Raw genomic sequence first — 19,339 nt, 5'->3', positions numbered from 1 at the left:
AAACTATTTCTTCTTGCTATGCTTTCTGTTCGATTTTCCGATGATTTCACTCTAATATAAGCACCTTAGCTTTCCTATAGTAATCTCATTGCGCTCTATAATACTTTGATGACTGATCCATTACTTTCATTAAGTTGAGTAGAGCTTGCGCAGTCTCCGCCCGGGTTGTAAAGCTCGCAGGAGCAAACCGATCGTCGTGTTGTCCGCTCATCAATCCAACATCCGTTGCTTGCTGAATATAAGGCTTAGCCCAATCGGAAATCTGCTCAGCATCGGTATAGACCATCTGTTTCGCTGTGGTCTGCCGCCCGGCCGCCCATTCGTAACTGCGAACGAGCATGACGGCCATTTCCTCTCTGGTGATGGGTGCATTCGGCTCAAACACCGTATCAGAGCGGCCTTCGATTAATTTTGCTTCATTAGCTGCCGCAACCGCATCCACGTACCATTCGCCTTCTTTCAAATCGACAAAAGGTGTGGTACCCTTGGCATTCAGCCCAAGTATTCGCGTCAATAGTACGGCAAATTGTGCCCGGCTTGTATAGCTATCAGGCGAGAACTCCCGTTCACTCACGCCTTCAATGATATGTTTCGCTGCAAGAGCCTTGACTGCCGAAGATGCCCAATGAGAAGAGGGCAAGTCGGCAAACGATTTATCATATTCCATAACAGCATACGTGCTGAAATGGTTCAATTTGACTTTGATCTGTCCGTTAACAAGGTCAGCCTCTCCTCCGACATACTCCCATTTCCCTAAAGCGTCATTGTGATAATACACACCTAGAACTGATGCATTGGCTCCTACTGGATATGGAAGCATTACCTCGATCGGTTCTGCAAAAGCATCCTGTTTGATCCTCCGGTTATCTTCGGTCCGTACGTACAAGTCGAAATGATACAAGTCTCCCATTTGCTTTAAGGATGCGCCTAAATCCGTCTGCCATGGCTCAACGCCCGATGCGGAAGCCTTCTCGACGACCATGACGATCTGCGCTTTTTTCGCATCCGTTTCGTTGATTGCCACGGCCATAGATACCAGTACTTTCGGAGGAATAACCACTCTCGCTGTACCCGTTCTCACTATTAAATTTGTGTTACCGATTAATGCCGCCGATTGCAGCGGCAATTCGAGTACCCTCTTCCCAGCTTCCAAATCTACAGTCACGGTACCTGAAGCCGTATCCTGCTTCAAATCTTTTTCCGTAACCGTTTGTTTATCGTTCGGTGAAACGCTGCCGGTACTATTAATCCCACCGGCTGGCGCATTCGGGCTGACCGATTCGCTGCCAGTGCCATTGTCCGATCCATTGTCAGGCGAATTGTCCTCGTCAGTTTCGGGTTCCGATCCCGTTTCCGTTTGGCTGCCCGTGACCACATAAGGATCTTGCTCAGTCCCAAGGCCACTTGCCACAGTTAGATTCGGCTTCAATACCAGAGCGGGAACAACACCGACGGTGCCTCCTCCGGCGTTGGCTGCCGCAATTACTCCCATCGAATGTACGATGCGTACCCCATAGCCATTTCCGCTATATGCATCCCGCAGCCAATAATACCACGCTGCTTGATCCGTTATGCCGGTTTTGTCCTTATATTCCGATCTGCTCACTGCGCTCGCCGTAGGTATGCGAAGTGGGTCCCCGCCTTGATCGATGATGTACTCCTTAAGTTCCTTCAAGCTAGGAATAAACACCCGATCAGTAACCTTTTGGTAATACGCTGTCTCCTCATTTTGCAGCACTGTTTCTGATGCTGAGCTCCAGGTATGAGCCTGGGTGCCGCCCTGCTTCTGTCCGGCGTCTTGCCCGGCAAGCAAAGTTTTGACAACCTTAGGCTGAATGGCCTCCCGTTCCGCTTGCGTAAACCCAGATAAAAAGCCCGCTTCACCTGCATAATCATTGAAATTTCCAAGCACATGGTTATTGTCAGGTGCCTGATGAGAGAAAGTTACCGTATCGTTCTCACTGTTCAGCCACTCCCTCAAGCTAGATTTCGCCCAATAATTACTTCCGTAATTAGCGCGCTGCTCGTCGTTCGTGTCGGGGCTGCCGTTGCCGTCATAGTCTACTTGATCTCCCGTTGCGTCAAATGGTTTCAATGCCAGTATCTGCCGTGAGACTAGGAGCCAACTTCCGTCATCCTCCTGATGGACAATTTGCCAAACAATCGAATCTTCCTGATATCGGCCAAACTGTACAAACTGGCCCTCCGATAGCTCGGAGATGCCGCTTTCCGCAAGCGCCCGTTCTCCGATTGCGGGCATAATAGCCAAGGCCGCAATAATATACGAAGATAATATCCGTTTCCACTTCCGCATAGTTGTTCTACCTCCTCTATCTATGGTTGTACACGGAACGGAAAATTGGCCGTTCCAACGTTGTTATGTCCATCGTACACGTACAGAAATACGCGGTAATCACCCGGCTTCACAGGTGCATAGAAGCTCATCGAATGCTCATCCTCCGGATTCGGTTCAAACAATGTATCCGGTATTAATTGTCCTGGTTTGCTCGTGGCATCCGCTTTATATTCGTACCGGATTTCCCAGGCAAAAGTCAGCGAGTCCTGCTCCGCATCTGTCACCGCTGCCGCCATGGTAAACCGCTCGCCAGGCTGAAGCAGCACATCACGTGCAAGTGCCGGATCCAGTTTCAAATCCTCATAAGCGCCCCCGGAGAGCTTCATATCCGAAACGCGCGGTGCTTGATTGGTTGGATACGCACCTGTCCACGCCCTGCTGATTTCGTCAAACAGAGGGGTCTTTTTGGTATTTTCCAGCTGCAAATTATACCAAGTATGCGTATTCCCGATAACTTCGGCAATTTTGAAGACATAAGAACCGACAACTTTATCGGGATGGCCGATAATATAGTCCATATACCTGCTATAAATCAAGCTGGATTTCGGGCCGCTGTCTAGCTCGATCGGAGCGATGCCGTTCACTTTTTTGACTTCGTAAGAAGCATCTGGACCGAACTCGGTAATCAAATACGGGCCAGTCCATCCACCCTGATTTACTACATTTTCATAAACATTATCAATGTGAATGTAAGTGTTAATACCCAAAATATCGATGTTCGGCGCATTGTCCTTCACACCCTTGACCTTCGTCGGCGAGGAGCCGGCGAGCACGCTGACTGTTGGATGATTCGGGTCATGATCATGAACGAATTTGGCCAATTCATTGATCGTGTAATAAACATCCATGTTGCCTTTATCAGTTTCGTTACCAAGTGCCCAAGCAATTACGGCAGGATGATCCTTGTATTTCAAAACGACCTGCTTGAAATCTTCCAGCTGTGCGGTAATCTTCGCCTTGTCCGCCGGATTGGAATAATCGATACCATCACCGTTCTGTACAAACCAAAGGCCGATCATAACGCCGACCCCCTGCTCATAAGCACGGTCTAATATTTCCCACCCGTTTAATGCGGTATGGTTATACGTTCTTAACGCATTTCCGCCTCGCTCAGCGATGACATCTACATCCTCTGCACCGGCAACTCCTTTGATAAAGAACGGCTGGCCGCCTCTTGTTAAGCTATAGTTTCCAAGATTGTCCTGCACGATAGCTACTTTGATCACACCTTCGTGTTTAGGCTCTGGGTATGGCTCGGATACAGAAGTTTTTTGTTTGAGCACGAATTTCACGGCATCGGCAGCAAGCTCACCGCCTTCACCTCCGGTCACTTTAACAAAGTAGCTTTTGCCAGAGTTAAACGTATACGCACCTAAATAATTCCACTCCCCGCCATGTTCCCGTTGGTTCACAAATCCGGATAAATCCACTTGATAGTTGCTGTTTGCTGCACTATATATTTCCGTTCCGTCTGCCGATTTGACCAAAACAGGTGCCGCTGCAGGTCGTTCCGCTGCCGAAGGCCATTTCATGTAAACGTCGTACTTGCCGGCGGTTTGAATATTGGAGGTAGACCAGGTTGCCGCATTGGCCTGATTCGGGGCCGTATCCGTTAACTTCATAAAGTTCGTGCCTTCAAAAGCCCCACCCGCTGTTGTGCTTGCCCAGCCGCTGCCGACCGTTGAAAATCTGGGGTCGGTATTATCAATCAACAACTCATCCCCTACGGAACTCGGCATGGCATAGATAGGCGCTGGCGCTGAAGTCGGCGGAGAGCCCTCTTTAAAGACCAGCTTTATGGCATCAGCAACCGTCACGCCATTACCACTGCCAATTAGCTTAATGTACTGCCCGTATTCCGGCGAGAAATAGTAGGTCCCGATCAGATTCCACTGGCTGCCGTTTGTCTGTTGGTTAACAGTCTTAGCGGAATCCAGACCCAGATCAAATTTGATCTCCAATGGCACTTGCGCAGCCCGATCGCCCCCACCGTTCCACATCATGTAAAGATCATATTTGCCAGGGGCTATATCATCTGGTATATCCCATTGCGCCGTGTTCAGCGGACTGCTCGAGGAAGTCGCCATGTAATCGCTTCCGTATACGCTTGAAGTTGCCGTAACCGCTGACCACGAGCCGGTTGTAGTAAAATGTGGCGACGCGTTATCCAACACCGTTGCATTCGGTTCAGGTTCCGGATCCGTTCCTGGACCAGGCTCGCCGGGAGGCTGCTTAAGCACGAATTTCACGGCGTCGGCAAAGATGTACTTGCCGCCTGCAGTGTTTAATAGCTTGACGTAGTTTTCAGATCCTGCCGAGAGCTGGTAAGTGCCTATGAGATTCCATACGGTACTCCCTCCCTCGCTTCCGTACACAGTTTGATTCACCGTCTCAGATGTATCGATCCCGCCGGCATACTTAATTTCAAGCGGTGCTGCTGTAGCACGGTTGGTATGGGCAAGCCATGTCATATAAATCTCATACTCGCCAGAAACCGGAATGTTAGGTGTCCATACCGCATAGTTGGCAGCGACATTGCTTGTAAAATAATTGCCCTCAAATGCATTAATATTTGTCGTCGTAGAACTCCAGGTGCCTGTTGATTTGACAAAAGTGCCGCTGTTATGCAGCGTATTGTACGAACTTCCGTTATCGACTATCACCTCAACGGCCGCTGCCGAGGCTACTGAAGAGCTGGCTGCTTGAAAGAGCATGGCCTGCAGCAAGAACAGTGACATGAGTACGCATACAATCCTGCTTGCCCTCATAAATCGTTTGCTTTGAAACATGATAATTCCCCTTCCTCTCTGATGCAGACTGGATACATCTTTATTGTAAAAAAACCTCCTGCTACATTCCTATAGTAATTAGATAACGTGTACTGATACTTTGATGACTTCATCCTTGATATTTCAATTCCCGGCAAGAAAAAAGAACCCAGCCTTTCCTCTACTTGGGATCGACGGGTTCTTTGGCGTATATAAGTTAAGGTGTGACGCGTATCTCTCCTGGTGTAACACCCCAATATTTTCGAAAAACTTTGATGAAGTAGCTATCCTCTTTGTACCCAGTCATTACGGCGGCATCGTGCACCTTACGACCGTCGAGCAGCAATTCCCTTGCTTTGGTCATTTTCCGTTCTAACACATAATCGGAAAAAGTCTTTCCCATCTCCTGCTTGAATAATCTGCTCAAATAAGAGGAGTTGATGTACATCGAATCTGCCACAGCATTTAGCGTTAAATCATGTTCCATGCGCTCGTCCACAAAAGATAATATTTGCTTTAGCAAATGCTCGTGCTGGGAAGATCGCTGCGTTCTGGCATACGAGGTAATGCTTTTTACCGTCCGCGAAAGCCATTCCAGCATTTGCTCCTTACTTAGTAGGGCGTTTAAATTTAAAAAATACGCATAATCGTCACCTACAACCTGCTTCACTGACCAATTTTGCGATTGAACAATTCTAGTAAGCAATCCAGACATCCACAGCAAAAACTCCTTTACCTCTTGAAGGGTGTCGGATCCCTCAATGTTCTCCCGGACAAAATCCTGGCTCAAGGCAACAGCCCTCTCCTGATCGCCTGTCAGCAAAGCTACCTCGATCGCTTTGGTGAACCCCGCATCGCTTATGCTATTCTCGTTTACGGACGTTCTTTCCCTGTACGAGATGACAAGATCGTGACCAAAGATAACACGGTCTTCCAGTGCACGTAAGGCCTGCTGGTACGATAGTGGGAGATGCTCCAGCTTGACGCAGGTTCCAATGCCGGCGCTTGCCGTCAGCTTAAGGCATTCCTTAACGACGGAAATAAGCTTTGAAGCGAAAGAATTCATTCTCGCCATCCATTCTTGCTCATTGTCCGACGCACCCATAAACAGCAGCACCGTATCCCCATTCGAATCTGTGATGATTTCGCAGTTTTCACCGGAAAACAACTCTTTAGCCATGCAATGCAATGAAAACTGCAGCAGTCCATGATCCTGTTGTGTAAATCGTTCCTCCTCTTTCGACAACGGGTCCATTTGAACGACAATTGCTGTATTCAGCTGTTTCTCGCTTAAATCAAGCATAAGATCTCGGCTTCTTCGCGAAATTTCCCAGTCCGCATAACGGCCGTTGATCAGGTTTTGGAAAAACCCAGCCTGCAGCCGAGGTAAATGTTCCGTCCATTTTTGCTGAAGAGCCATGTGGCTATGATTTCGCTCCCACTCCTCTTTGACCAAACGTACCGCTTCCAAAACCGCCTCAACGATCTCCTCGTCCTCCGCAGGCTTCAATAAGTATTTCACGATACCCAGTTTGATCGCTTGTTGAGCATAAGCGAAGTTATCATGTCCGCTCAGGATGATCACTTTGATTTGCGAATACCGTTCTTGAATGACCCGAGCCAAAGCTAGACCATCCATCTCCGGCATCTGAATATCCAGTAGAACAATGTCCGGCAGGTTGCGGCCGATTCGTTGCAGCGCTTCCTGACCATTCTCTGCGGACATCACTTCGATGCCATATTGATCCCAATCAATCTGATAAACCAGATTGTACAAAAATAAAGGTTCATCCTCCACAATAAGAAGCTTCATCGTTCATCCCCCTGATTCCCTTCCTGATCCACCGGTATTAGAATCGTGACAGACGTTCCAACATTCTCTTCACTATCTAAGCGCAGCTCCGCCGTTTTGCCATAAACCATATTCAGCCTTGCCTTGACGTTACGTAAACCGAATAATTCCGGACTTGATGTGAACGATTCGGATTGTGTGACCATCGACTCCTCATCCAATTTACCTAACTCGGCGCGTATATAGGAAAGCTGCTCCTGCGACATTCCGACTCCGTTATCGCTAATCGTAATCTTAAGCATTGGTCTTAAGTCTGAATGCTGCTCCAAACATGCCGTCAGCAGAAGCTCCCCCGGTTTCGCTGTTTTTTCCAAGCCGTGCAGGATCGCGTTCTCTACGAGTGGCTGCAGGAGAAGCTTTTGAATCGGAATGAGCAGCGTATCCTCGGATAGCTCCAAGCGGACGTGAAGCCTATCGCCAAAGCGAATTTGTTGAATGCGAATATAATACATCAAGTGTTCAACCGTTTCCTGCATCGTGAATCGGTCCACACCTTTATTTAAACTCAGGCGGAAAAATTTGGATAAATTTAGTGTCATGTCACGAATGTCGTTCGCATCATAGTTTTTGGCCATTTGATAAATTGAATTCAATGTATTATACAGAAAATGCGGGTTAATCTGCGATTGAATGAATTTAAGCTCTGTTTTGGCAATCCGCAGCTGTTGTTCAAATGTATCGCGTATGAACTGCTTTTGCTGCTTCACCATCGTATTGAACGATTCCACCACAAAACCGAATTCATCATCCCGCTTTTTGTTTAGCCTAACTTCGAGATTCCCCATCTGAACCTGTTTCATCCCCTGGGAAATGATGGATAACGGTGATGTAATCCATGAATAGACAGCCCAAGAAATAATCAGCGCCAAGATGCAGCTAATTACAATGATAACGATGGTATACGTCCGAACGGGCAACATTTCACGTTTGAGCTCATTCTCCGGCTGTGACATCACAAAATGCCAATTGGAATAGGCTGATCGTGCCCTAATAAAAAACTGAATTTGATCGGTCCCCTGCAATTCGCCCTCCATCGTATTAGCGGCATCGTCCTTCCATTGTGGCATTATTTGCACTTTCCCGGTCGTTCCTGCAAGCCAGCGCCCTTCTCCGGTAAACAAAGAGATATCCGTTCCACCAGAGGTTGGCAAATTTTTGGCGAACGTAAGAAGAGTCTCTTTGCGAACCGTGATTGCAAGCACATTTTTGCTTGATTGCCTTCCATACAGATCCATTAGGCGAATATAGGTTACACTTTGGGTATTGAATATCGGATCCAGATTGCCGCTTGCATCGAACCGATCCCGTTCTGGAATATAAATGACTGTCTTGCCATTCGCTTCTATCGTTTGCTTATACCAATCTTCATTCTGGAATTCGTTCCATTTGCGCCCTCCAAATTGGGAAGAAATCATCATACCCGATGCGGAATGCAGAATCGCTATTTCAGCGATCGAATGATTTAATGAATTGACATTCGTCACCTGCTTGACCAACGCCTGGAAATCAATCAGCATTTGCGGTGAAAGCTCACTCTCGTTATGATTCAGCAGCTTCAGGATGTTATCGTCAGTGGCAATTTGTGCAGACGTTTCTTCTATGCTTTGCAAAATAAGATCCACATACTCCATGGACGAAACAAGCGCATTGCCGGAACGCTCGCCAACCTGCTTCTCCAAAATATCACCAAGCTTATAGTTGACAAACAAACTAATGCAAACTAAAGGCAACAAGATGAGGAGAAAATATAGGGTAAGACGAATTTGTATCGACTTGACTTTAGCCATAGGTTATCCCCATCTCCTTATATAAAAACTAAAACACGGAAGCGAAATCGATATCGACTTCGCCCCGCGCCTGTGATCTTACTTTTTCGTTTTCACGTATGCTTCATTCACTTCTTTGGCTATTTCGTCACCGCCGCCTTTTTTCCATTGATCAACAAACTTGTCGAATTCGTCGATTGGCACAGCACCTGTAACAATTTTCATGAAGGTTTCCGATTCCAGCTTGGTTAAATTCACCCCGAATTTGCCCATGGCTGGCGTTGGTGTGCCCGTATATGCGGATTTCATTGCTGCTTTCGCGATACGATCTAAGTTTTCGGTCAGCCGGAATTGCATACCCAATGCGTCATTTTTCATATTCGTATAACTCATGTCAGCAGGTTGAACGAGCTCCGACAATGTAATGCGGTAAATATGCTTATTATGTTCTTCAAAATTCATCGTAAATTTGCCGTCTTTATTAGACCAAATTTCGTTTTCGTTACCGAGAGCCAATGTTTTTTGGCCTTCTCCCACGATAAAATTCAACATTTTGACAATCTCTGCGGCATTTTTGCTGCTAGCAGGAATAAGGTTGTAGGCTTTAACCAGATTAACAGCCGCAGTACCGGATTTCCCGCTTTTTCCTACCGGGAATTCAAGCGGAACCCAATTGGCTTTCGAGTCGTTCTTGCGATTCGTCTCTATAGGGCCCCGGGTATCGAAATAGGCTGCAGAGAACAAGCCTACTTTGCCGCTTGCGACTTTTTCTTCGAAGTTTTTCTGCTTGTTGAGAGCCCATTCCGGATCAATCAGTTTCTCCTTATGCAGATCCGCTAAAAATTTCAACGCTTCCTTCATTTCAGGTTGAACGCTGCTGTTTACGATCTGCCCGTTTCGTTCGATCCATTGGCTTCTTTGAATGCCGAACGCACCCATAATCGGGGACGTACGCGCCAAATTTTCCATAGCTGAGAAACCGAATGTATCGTTCTTGCCGTTGCTGTCTGGATCTTGATCGCGGAATGCTTTCATGACGGCTACATACTCATCTAACGTCTTGGGCTCTTTCATGCCCACCTTATCCAGCCAGTCTTTGCGGATGTACATGAGCTCGTTTCCTTGAATTTGGTTGATCAGCGGAACTCCGTAAATTTTCCCATCAAAAGTAACCGTATCCCAAGCCTCTTTCGGAATCAACTTTTTTAAATCCGGACCGTATTTGTCCAGCACATCGTTTAAGGGTTGAAACGCCTTTTGGCTTATGAAGTTGACGACCCAGTTAACATCGGACGTATACAGCATATCAGGCAAATCACCCGAAGCCATCATGACACTCATTTTATCCTGGTATCCGTCGGCTGGAGGGGAAATTACATTGATATCTAAATTCGTTTTCTCCTTCAGATACTTGATATACGGGTTATTATTCGCATCCATGCCATCCGGGTATTTCCTTGTACCGTTATTCACGACGATGCTGACTTTTGTCGGGTCCTGCTTTTTTACTGCATCCGTCTTCTCTCCAGCACTCGGGGCGGTCGAATTGGAACCGCAAGCGGAAGTAAAAGCGGCAAGCATCAGAATGGATATCCATTTCATTCTATTAACCATCGGTTTTTTCATAGAGAGTCCCCTTCATCTTTCAGATTCGATATTTAAGCTGTATTATCCTTTGACCGAACCTATCATAGCCCCTTTAACAAAATACTTTTGCAGAAAAGGATACACGATCAATATCGGCAAGGTGCTGGCGAACAAGGCTGCTGCTTTGAGCGATTCGCTCGCGATCAATTGCTGCTCCAAGCTGTCCTTGACATGAATGTTGGTCTGATCCGCATAAATTAGATCCCGCAGCACGATTTGCAGCGGATATAAATGGCGATCGTTTACGTAGAGGACAGCATCAAAGAAGGAATTCCAATGTGATACGGTATGAAATAGCCCAATCGTGGCAATCGCTGCCATCGAAAGCGGTATCACAATCTTAAACAAAATACCTATATTCGAGCAACCGTCTATTCTTGCCGATTCTTCTAGCTCTTGGGGAACGGATTGAAAAAAAGACTTCATAATGATTACGTTAAATGCGCTAATCGCTCCTGGAATGATGTATGCCCAAAATGAGTTCAATAATCCGACAGATTTGACAACCAGAAATGTGGGAATCATCCCACCACCGAACAGCATCGTGAAAACGACACCCATCAAAATGTATCTTCTGCCCCGAATATAAGGTTTGGACAGCGGATAGGCTAGTAAGCAGGTTAGCAAGACGTTCAAAAATGTGCCTGAGATCGTGCGCCCTATGCTTATCAGAAAAGCTTGAGTAAAAGCATTATCCTTAAACACTTCCACATAGGCTTTAAACGACCATTCCACTGGCCATAATCCGACTTCACCCGAGATGATTGCCCTATGGCTGCTTAGAGATTGGGCAAACACATGGACGAAAGGAGCCAGAGCAAGCAGCGCGAATAAACCAAGAGCCACATATATGAATATTGAAAATAGTTGTTCTCCGCGAGTCAGTCTCAACCTAATCTCTCCTTTACCATATGCCTTCATGCCCCATTCTCTTGGCAGCATTATTGGACACAATGACCAACACAAGTCCGATAAGTGATTTAAACAATCCGACAGCTGTCGAAAAACTGAATTGCGATTGTGTTAGTCCAACACGGTATACGTAAGTTTCAATAACATCGCCCACTTCATATACTAACGGATTGTACATGACATAAATTTGTTCAAATCCAACATCCAGAACATGTCCGAGCCTGAGCACGAACAAGATAATAATGGTCGGCAATAAGGACGGAAGGGTGATGTATCTCATTTGTTTCCACCTGCTCGCTCCATCGACGGTAGCTGCCTCGTAAAGTTGCGGATCGATGCCCGCTAATGCAGCCAAGTAAATGATTGCTCCCCAGCCGACATCTTTCCAAATATCGCTGGCCACTATGATGGTTCGAAACCACTGCGGACTTGCCATGAAAAAAACCGGCTCCATGCCGAGAAAGACGAGAATTTCGTTAACCACACCTGTTGTTGGCGACAAAATGTTGACTAAAATTCCGGCTACGATGATCCATGATAAAAAATGCGGTAAATAAGCCAACGTCTGAATCACTCGCTTGTACTTCACATGCCGGACCTCATTCAATAGCAGTGCCAAAACGATCGGTCCTGGGAAGCCCCATAACAGTTTATATAAGCTGATCAAGACTGTGTTCTTAAATATTTTGTAGAAATCTTTATTTTGAAACATGCTCTCAAAATGCTTAAGACCTACCCAGTCACTATGCCATATCCCGGAAAAGACGCTGTAATCCTGAAACGCAATCACAATGCCCCACATCGGCAAGTACTTGAAAATGATAAAGTATAGGATTCCAGGAACCATGATAAGATACAAATCCCAATATTGGCGCAGATGGTTTCTTCTTTTCTGATTAACCTTCTGCTGCGGGATACCCCTGCTTATGGTTTGCTCAGCAACCCCTCCTTGCATCCGATATCCACTTCCCTTCTGTCTTTAATCTTCGGATCCGATGCCTTAATTGTAAGATGAGGGATAGTGTTTTCCTATAGTAATCTGCTGACCTGATATAATACTTTGATGATATATCCACCATCGCCACAAATAAGTTTTGAAGTGCAAGAAGCCAGCAAACACAAAGGTTTGCTGGCTTTTCATATAAAATCGATTGACAATCTTCATCCTTTCAACCCAGTCGTGCTTATGCCATCCACAATATATCTTTGAAAAATAAAGAATACGGTGATAGGCGGAAGTAAAGATAAACTGGCCATCGCGAACATAGCTGACCAATCGGTTTGCGAGCTAGGATCCGCAAACATGCGCAGTGCTATGCTTACGGTATACATTTTCGGCTGTCCTAAATAAATCATCGCCTCATAAAATTTATCCCATGTCCAGTAAAATTCAAAGATCGCCGATGTAACAAGTGCCGGAACAATTAAGGGAATAATAATTTTAAGATAAATACCGAAACGATTGCTGCCATCCATTTTCGCCGACTCATCCAGTTCATACGGTATAGTCCGGATAAACTGCATAATAAGAAAAATAAAGAACGCACTTCCGAAGAATGTAGGTACAACTAACGGAAGAATAGTGTTGATCCAATGCATTTTATAAAAAATGATATACTGCGGAATTAATACAATTTGCGATGGCAGCAGCATGGTCACCATCACAGTCGCAAACCAGAAGCCTTTAAACCGAAATTTTATTCTTGCGAAGCCGTAAGCAATCAACGAACAAGATAACAGGGCTCCTAACGTAGACAGCAAGACGATAACGATTGTATTGGTAAAAAATGTGGCGAAAGAAATCCCCGCAAACCCCTTCCAACCGCGCGCATAGTTAGAAAAGTTCCATACTTGCGGCAACAAGGAATGCGATTCAGCAAAAACTCTAGCGCTTTCTTTAAAGGAACTTGAAATCATCCAAAATACGGGGTACAACGATATCAAAGCAATGAGTGCGCATATAATTTGAAAACTGATCCTAGGCAGTAACGATTTTTGTGTTGATGTCATTTCACTCACCCTTTGATTCATAATGAACCCACGAATTTGACGTTTTGAATACGATAGCGGTCAGGAACGCCACAATCACTAGCAGAATACAAGACAAAGCTGCGGCGTAACCCATTTCAAATAATTCGAACCCTCTTCGGTATACGTACAACTGGTAGAACAACGTTTTATCCAGTGGACCTCCGCCTGTAATGATCAACCCTTGTGTAAACGTCATAAAACCACCGATTATTTGCATGACTAAATTGAAGAAGAGTACCGGACTGAGTAGTGGCAAGGTAATTCGGATGAATTTTTGCCAGCCGTTCGCCCCATCGACTACCGCAGCCTCATAGTACGAAGCAGGGATGTTTTTTAACCCGGCTAGAAAAATCACCATGGGAGATCCAAATTGCCACATGCTGAGCAATATAATTGATCCTAATGCGCTACTCGGGTCCCCAACCCAAGAAATATCAGGGGTCTTTCCGAACAGATATCCAATCAGCGAGTTAACAGCACCCTCTCTAGAGAACAGCAATCTCCACATGACGGCAACAGCAACACTCCCCCCGATAATAGAAGGAATATAGAACACAGTGCGATAAACCCCGACAAGGCGATGCTTAGTATTGAGCAGCATGGCTATGGCGAGTGCTACAATCAGACGAGCGGGTATCGCGATGAGTACGTAAATGAACGTAACTTTTAATGATTGTATGAATTTCGGATCATTCGTTAATATTTGAATATAATTGTCAAATCCCACCCACTTAGGGGATGATAACAAATCATATCTCGTAAATGAAAAGTAAAACAAACAAATCAAAGGAACTAATGTAAAAGCTAAAAATCCGATAATCCACGGCAAAATAAACAAATAACCTGACGTGTTCTCAAAATCTGAGCGTACAGCTGTTTTTCTCACTTCTCGTCCACCTCTTCCGTTACATACACCTAAAATATTAATGGCTAGTCCGGGTCCTAGGAATATCAACCGTCCTACTATTATCGTACCTCTGCAAGGCTGCGGGAACAATGAAATAACTCGATGACCTCTATGCAAAAAGTCGAGATTTTACGATATATGCTATGGCAATATGAACGTCAAACAAAAAAAGGCTGCCCATTCATTGGGCTGCCTTATCTTGTGTCATATTTATTATTTCTTATTTTTATCCACAATTTTAACGGATTCACTTTTCAGCGTTGCATAGGCTTGTTGAGGAGTCGTCTTGTTGTAAAGGATTTGCTGTTCCAAGTCCAGCATGAGCTTCTCGATCTCCGTTGAACCAGCAGGTGGCTGAGGATCCATCGGAGAGCTTGCTTTGGCAACCTGATCGATATAGGCAGCAGCTACCTTCTGCTCTGGTGTAAATCCATCTTTAATGCCATCCCTTACTTTTGCGGCCACCGGCATACCTCTCTCCGCATTTAGCACTTTATTCGCCTCTAAACTGTTAACGAAGTAACTGATGAATTTTGCTGCTTCTTCTTTATTCGTAGAGTTGTTCGGAATTGAGAAATGATTGCCCGGACGCAAATCCATTGCTTTTGCTGCATTAGGACCTGGAAGGGGGATAAGTTTCAACTCCTTGCCTGCTGCCTTGGATATGCTCTGAAACTGATTGGTATAGATGAGATTAACAGCTGACTTCTTCTTTACAATATTGGACTCTTCAGGCGATTTGATCGAGAGGAATACGTCAATTGGCGGAATCAAGCCATCTTTACTCCAATTCTTTTTCATCGTATAAAAATCAACATAGGTCTTTTCATCAAATCCAATCCCCGTTTTATCTGCGTACTGAACCTGTCCCATCTGTCTAGCATAATAAGGAAACATAAAGTTTTCGCCAAGAAGATCGTCAGCCCCATATGCCCCTGTAACCGCCTTCAACTTGAGCAAGTCCTTCCCGAGATCTTCCCATGTAGCATATCCATTATCTGGAATCGTTAATCCTGCTTTCTGATACGCCTCAGGATCTACAACCATGGCCTTTGCATTAACACCAAGAGGTATACCATACAGCTTTCCTCCAAGCTTGCCGCTAGACAATGCACTCTCACTGATATCACTTACATCGATAAGCTTCTTCGCCACCAGATCATCAAGAGGTGCAATTAAATTTTTATCCATAAACTGCTGCGTATCAGCAGAGCCTACATAGTATTGCAGCACATCGGGCATATTGTTAGTCGCGGCTTGCAGAGTAACTTTCTGCCAATATCCATCAAACCCCTGAAATTCAGGCTGGAAAGACACATTTGGATGGTCTTTCTTATACATGTCTATCACTTTATTGGTTGCATCATGTCTAGGCTGAGATCCCCACCACAGCACGCGCAAATTGCTGTCTTTAGCGCCGGCAGTTTGACTTGGCGCGGTTGGTGTTACTGCTGCTGTTGCCGTACCTGCATCCTTCGTTCCGCTGGAGCAACCTGCTAGAGCCATAGTAACAGCTAAACTTGCGACTATCGGCGTTATCGCTTTATATTTCATCTCAAATAAACCCTCCTGTCATATACATTCCTGTGGGAAAACATGCGATCGAGGCTATTTTCGGGCCCTGAGAATACCACTCGTCATGATATTATCGTACCTCTGCGATGCTTTGGGAACAATGTAATAACTCGATGACCTCTATGCAAAAACTCTACTTCTTCTACTTGTCCGAAACTACGCACGTAATCCTTCATCGAAATTCCGTTTATACTCCGTTGGCGTAAAGCCCGTATATTTTTTAAACACTTTGCTGAAATACTGTGTGTCTTCCCTGAAGCCGGTTAGTTTGGAGATTTCGTAGATTTTTAAATCGCCTGCTTGTTCAATCAAACGGGTCGCTTGTTCCATTCTGCGTTCAAGCACAAATTGCGAGAATTTAACCCCGGTTTCTTTTGAAAATAATCTACCCAAATAGTCCACATTTACATAAAGAAGCTCTTTCCCAATCCAGGTTAAAGACAGCTCAGGGTTGCCGAGATGTTCATCGACAATGCGAATGACGGACGAGATCATCTTATTCTGATTCGTGGACGATTCTTGATAATTGGATATGGCTACTGTTTCTGATACCGATCGCAGAAACTCAAACGTTGCATGCAGTGTATCTAATTCTTGAAACTTAACGACTTGGAACATCTTTTCTGACGTTGGAGGCTGCTGTCCCTGGCGAATGACAATCATGTACAATTCCATACAGTGCGATTTTACTTCGTTAATCTCCATCCGCTTATTCTCAAAAATGTCGAAAAGTGATTGGAGTTTGTGGGACAAATCCTGCAAATTTCCAGCTTTAATGGATGCAGCGATGTCTTCGAAGAGTACATTAAAATCGACTTGCCAAGCTGACTTCGTGCTCACTTGGACATCTTCACTGGTAAGCAAGCATCCTTCTGTAAAATAGAATCGATACCGAAGTACGTCTTGCACCTCTTTATACATACTGCGTATATCCTTAAAGCCCCCAGCTCCGCTAACCCCCATAAAAAGCTCTAATCTGTAATAGGACTTATAGATATCCCTGACTTCATTCAAAATGTGAGCAAGCTTCTCAAATTCCATGCTCTGCACGAGGAGCAATACACTTTCGTCAACAACCGAACTTAGATAAAGCTTCTCCGAGGTAAATAAATCTTCAGCGATATTCTTTAAAGCGAACTTTTCCAAATAACCTCGACTCTCGCCAAACTGAACAAGAACAAGCTGGAACGACTGAACGTTGATATGGAACATCGCCATAAACTCTTCGAAATCCCGCTGATTATAGGTGCCGGTTAGCGCAATATCCTTTAGAAACTGTTCCTTCACATGAGGAAGCACCCGATTAAAATTGCTGTTCAGCTTCGCAAAGAACTCGCGTTCCCTGCACATACTAGCAATTTCCTGCTTAATTTCGTTCAAAACCTCTATAATTTGAATCTCATTACATGGCTTTAATAGATAATGCTTGATACCATAACGCATGGCTTCGCTCATATATTCGTACTCGTCATATCCGGAAAGGACGACGAATATGATATCGCTTCTTTTTTCCTTAATCTTCCCAATAAGTTCAAGACCGCTCATAACGGGCATTTTGATATCGGTAATCACAATATCTGGCAGTTCTTTATCCACCAAATCCAACGCTTCGAACCCGTTCTTAGCGGCTCCGATTAATTGAAGTTCATGATGATCCCATTCGACTAAACTTGCTATGCTGTCTCTAGATAACTTCTCGTCGTCTACCAATAGAACCTTATACATCTGACTCCCCCTCTTTCGGAATCTTAATTGTAACTTGAGTGCCATGTCCTTCCACGCTGCTAAAAAGAAGACCCGCCGACTCCCCAAACATGAGACGCAAGCGTTCGTGAATATTTTTGAGTCCAATACCCGTCTCCTTCGAAGGCATAGCGAATACCCTCAATAGTTCTAAGGCTTTCTCGTCCATACCTGGACCATTATCCGAAACGGAAATTTCGAGTGATTGATCCCTTTCCACGGCAGCCACTGTGATCTTGCAGTTTCCTATCATATTTTCCAAGCCGTGTTTAATTGCATTCTCGGCAATAGGCTGTAAAGACATTTTGGGGATACGATACATATAGAATCTTTCATCGATATCGAGAACAAATTGCAGCTCACTCTCAAATCTGACCTTTTGAATGTTCATATAGTCTTGAAGCAGTCCAATCTCTTCACCGAGTGTAATGACTTGCACATTATTACTAATGGCATTCCGCAGCAATCTGCTGAGTGATTCCACCATACTGGATATGGCCGCTTGTCCGCTTGTCCTTGCCATCCAATTGATCGAGGTCAGCGTGTTGTACAAGAAGTGCGGGTTAATTTGCGCTTGTAACGCCCTGTATTCTGTATCCTTCAACAACATTTGCCGGGTATAGTTCTCTTCGATCAGAGTATCAATTCTTCGAATCATGATAAAAAATCGTTTTTGCAAATAACCGACTTCATCGGAACGGTCAGTATCTGGAGAATGGGTAACAATCCATTCAAAATCGCCTTTCTCTGCATACCTCATCTGCTGAGTTAAATGCTCAATCGGCTTCGTGATCCCTCTGGCAAAGCGATAGCTAATGGCAATTACCGTAATGAATAAGAGAAGTACGACCACAAGAAGGGCAAGGCGCAAATCATTTTTCTTCTTAAAAATGTCGTTATAGGATAGGACACTGAAATAAGTCCATCCCGTTTCCTTGGAAGTGGTGTATGCGATAAACGAACTCAACCCATCTACCTCTTGTATGGTATACCCTTGTTTGGAGTCAATCATATCCATGCCCGGTTGAAAGCCCTCATCGGGTGCATAAATCGGTTGGTTACCTTTCCAGATGTACAGCGATCCGCTATCTTTGGAGACGGTTTGATGCTGCTGCACAACAGAGTCCAAATTCACTTGAAAAATAAGCGTACCCAGCGGTTCCAGTAAGTTTGCTCCAGTCGAACGTATCTCTCTGGCGGCTAGTAAGTAAGGATGCTCTGCATCGGGCATTGCCCAAACGTTACCTCCCTTAGCTTGTCTCGCTTCAATAATAACCTCTTCCTTCTTGCTTTCATCCGGCATCTGCGCACTCTGACCAACCAACAAACTATAACCGGAATCATTCATAAAATGGATGGATGAAATATGTTTTTCAGTCAGCATATAGACAAAAATTTTATTTTTGAAATCCGTTAACGTCTGCGCCCTCTCATATTCGTTGGTCATTTCTTTTACCTTAGTAAGTTGTTCTTGAATTCGCGTATCCGTCGCGATCGTCATCGACAGCTTTTCAATATTCCTAATTTCGTTCTCTATATCACCGATCGAATTATTAATGGTTTGAGCTGATTGTGCATAAAGCATTTCATCATAAGCATGAAAGATATACTGCAAACAAGAGATGACAACAAGGCAGAAAAACACGATCAACAGCATCATGACGACCATCAGCTTATGTTTGATCTTCATATCCCTGAAGGATATGCGACGAAATCGGTCAGTAAACAAGGTGTCAACTCCTTCAAGGAATAGTAAGAAGAGACACTGACCGCATCATCGTC

General features: G+C 44.9%; 12 protein-coding genes. All 12 read right to left on the bottom strand.

Annotated features, from left to right (window positions below; translation table 11 throughout):
• Positions 1-85 precede the first annotated feature (85 nt).
• Complete coding sequence (locus ACSQ8P_RS05680; RefSeq protein ID WP_436234295.1) at positions 86-2,314, bottom strand: S-layer homology domain-containing protein; 2,229 nt, start codon at positions 2,312-2,314, stop codon at positions 86-88.
• A gap of 20 nt (positions 2,315-2,334) precedes the next feature.
• The gene (locus ACSQ8P_RS05675; RefSeq protein ID WP_436234294.1) at positions 2,335-5,145 is read right to left on the bottom strand and encodes a glycoside hydrolase family 2 TIM barrel-domain containing protein; all 2,811 of its coding nucleotides are present in this window, start codon (positions 5,143-5,145) and stop codon (positions 2,335-2,337) included.
• A gap of 196 nt (positions 5,146-5,341) precedes the next feature.
• Positions 5,342-6,937, bottom strand: a complete 1,596-nt coding sequence (locus ACSQ8P_RS05670; RefSeq protein WP_436234293.1) for a response regulator — start codon at positions 6,935-6,937, stop codon at positions 5,342-5,344.
• A complete protein-coding gene (locus ACSQ8P_RS05665) occupies positions 6,934-8,763 on the bottom strand; it encodes a sensor histidine kinase (protein WP_436234292.1) in 1,830 nt (609 codons plus the stop codon). The genes ACSQ8P_RS05670 and ACSQ8P_RS05665 overlap by 4 nt, the downstream gene beginning before the upstream one ends.
• A gap of 78 nt (positions 8,764-8,841) precedes the next feature.
• A complete protein-coding gene (locus ACSQ8P_RS05660; protein ID WP_436234291.1) occupies positions 8,842-10,368 on the bottom strand; it encodes an extracellular solute-binding protein in 1,527 nt (508 codons plus the stop codon).
• A 42-nt stretch (positions 10,369-10,410) separates the two neighbouring features.
• The gene (locus tag ACSQ8P_RS05655; RefSeq protein ID WP_436234290.1) at positions 10,411-11,280 is read right to left on the bottom strand and encodes a carbohydrate ABC transporter permease; all 870 of its coding nucleotides are present in this window, start codon (positions 11,278-11,280) and stop codon (positions 10,411-10,413) included.
• Between the two features lie 13 nt (positions 11,281-11,293).
• Complete coding sequence (locus tag ACSQ8P_RS05650; protein ID WP_436234289.1) at positions 11,294-12,256, bottom strand: ABC transporter permease; 963 nt, start codon at positions 12,254-12,256, stop codon at positions 11,294-11,296.
• A 206-nt stretch (positions 12,257-12,462) separates the two neighbouring features.
• Positions 12,463-13,311, bottom strand: coding sequence for a carbohydrate ABC transporter permease (locus tag ACSQ8P_RS05645; RefSeq protein WP_436234288.1), 849 nt, complete (start codon positions 13,309-13,311; stop codon positions 12,463-12,465).
• Position 13,312: 1 nt separating this feature from the next.
• A complete protein-coding gene (locus ACSQ8P_RS05640; RefSeq protein WP_436234287.1) occupies positions 13,313-14,218 on the bottom strand; it encodes a carbohydrate ABC transporter permease in 906 nt (301 codons plus the stop codon).
• Positions 14,219-14,452: 234 nt separating this feature from the next.
• A complete protein-coding gene (locus tag ACSQ8P_RS05635; protein ID WP_436234286.1) occupies positions 14,453-15,793 on the bottom strand; it encodes an ABC transporter substrate-binding protein in 1,341 nt (446 codons plus the stop codon).
• A 177-nt stretch (positions 15,794-15,970) separates the two neighbouring features.
• A complete protein-coding gene (locus ACSQ8P_RS05630) occupies positions 15,971-17,539 on the bottom strand; it encodes a response regulator transcription factor (protein ID WP_436234285.1) in 1,569 nt (522 codons plus the stop codon).
• Positions 17,532-19,286, bottom strand: coding sequence for a cache domain-containing sensor histidine kinase (locus ACSQ8P_RS05625; protein ID WP_436234284.1), 1,755 nt, complete (start codon positions 19,284-19,286; stop codon positions 17,532-17,534). Before ACSQ8P_RS05625 ends, ACSQ8P_RS05630 begins: the two co-directional genes overlap by 8 nt.
• Between the last annotated feature and the right edge of the window lie 53 nt (positions 19,287-19,339).

It is taken from the genome of Paenibacillus sp. LjRoot153 (assembly GCF_964253085.1).
Classification (GTDB): domain Bacteria; phylum Bacillota; class Bacilli; order Paenibacillales; family NBRC-103111; genus Paenibacillus_E.
This window is presented reverse-complemented; position numbering and strand designations above follow the sequence as displayed.

What these genes read in the sequence shown, in the direction of transcription:
- ACSQ8P_RS05675 (WP_436234294.1), bottom strand. Translation starts at nt 5,145, where the DNA reads ATGTTTCAAAGCAAACGATTTATGAGGGCAAGCAGGATTGTATGCGTA.
- ACSQ8P_RS05645 (WP_436234288.1), bottom strand. Translation starts at nt 13,311, where the DNA reads ATGACATCAACACAAAAATCGTTACTGCCTAGGATCAGTTTTCAAATT.
- ACSQ8P_RS05630 (WP_436234285.1), bottom strand. Translation starts at nt 17,539, where the DNA reads ATGTATAAGGTTCTATTGGTAGACGACGAGAAGTTATCTAGAGACAGC.
- ACSQ8P_RS05670 (WP_436234293.1), bottom strand. Translation starts at nt 6,937, where the DNA reads ATGAAGCTTCTTATTGTGGAGGATGAACCTTTATTTTTGTACAATCTG.
- ACSQ8P_RS05680 (WP_436234295.1), bottom strand. Translation starts at nt 2,314, where the DNA reads ATGCGGAAGTGGAAACGGATATTATCTTCGTATATTATTGCGGCCTTG.
- ACSQ8P_RS05660 (WP_436234291.1), bottom strand. Translation starts at nt 10,368, where the DNA reads ATGAAAAAACCGATGGTTAATAGAATGAAATGGATATCCATTCTGATG.
- ACSQ8P_RS05650 (WP_436234289.1), bottom strand. Translation starts at nt 12,256, where the DNA reads ATGCAAGGAGGGGTTGCTGAGCAAACCATAAGCAGGGGTATCCCGCAG.
- ACSQ8P_RS05665 (WP_436234292.1), bottom strand. Translation starts at nt 8,763, where the DNA reads ATGGCTAAAGTCAAGTCGATACAAATTCGTCTTACCCTATATTTTCTC.
- ACSQ8P_RS05635 (WP_436234286.1), bottom strand. Translation starts at nt 15,793, where the DNA reads ATGAAATATAAAGCGATAACGCCGATAGTCGCAAGTTTAGCTGTTACT.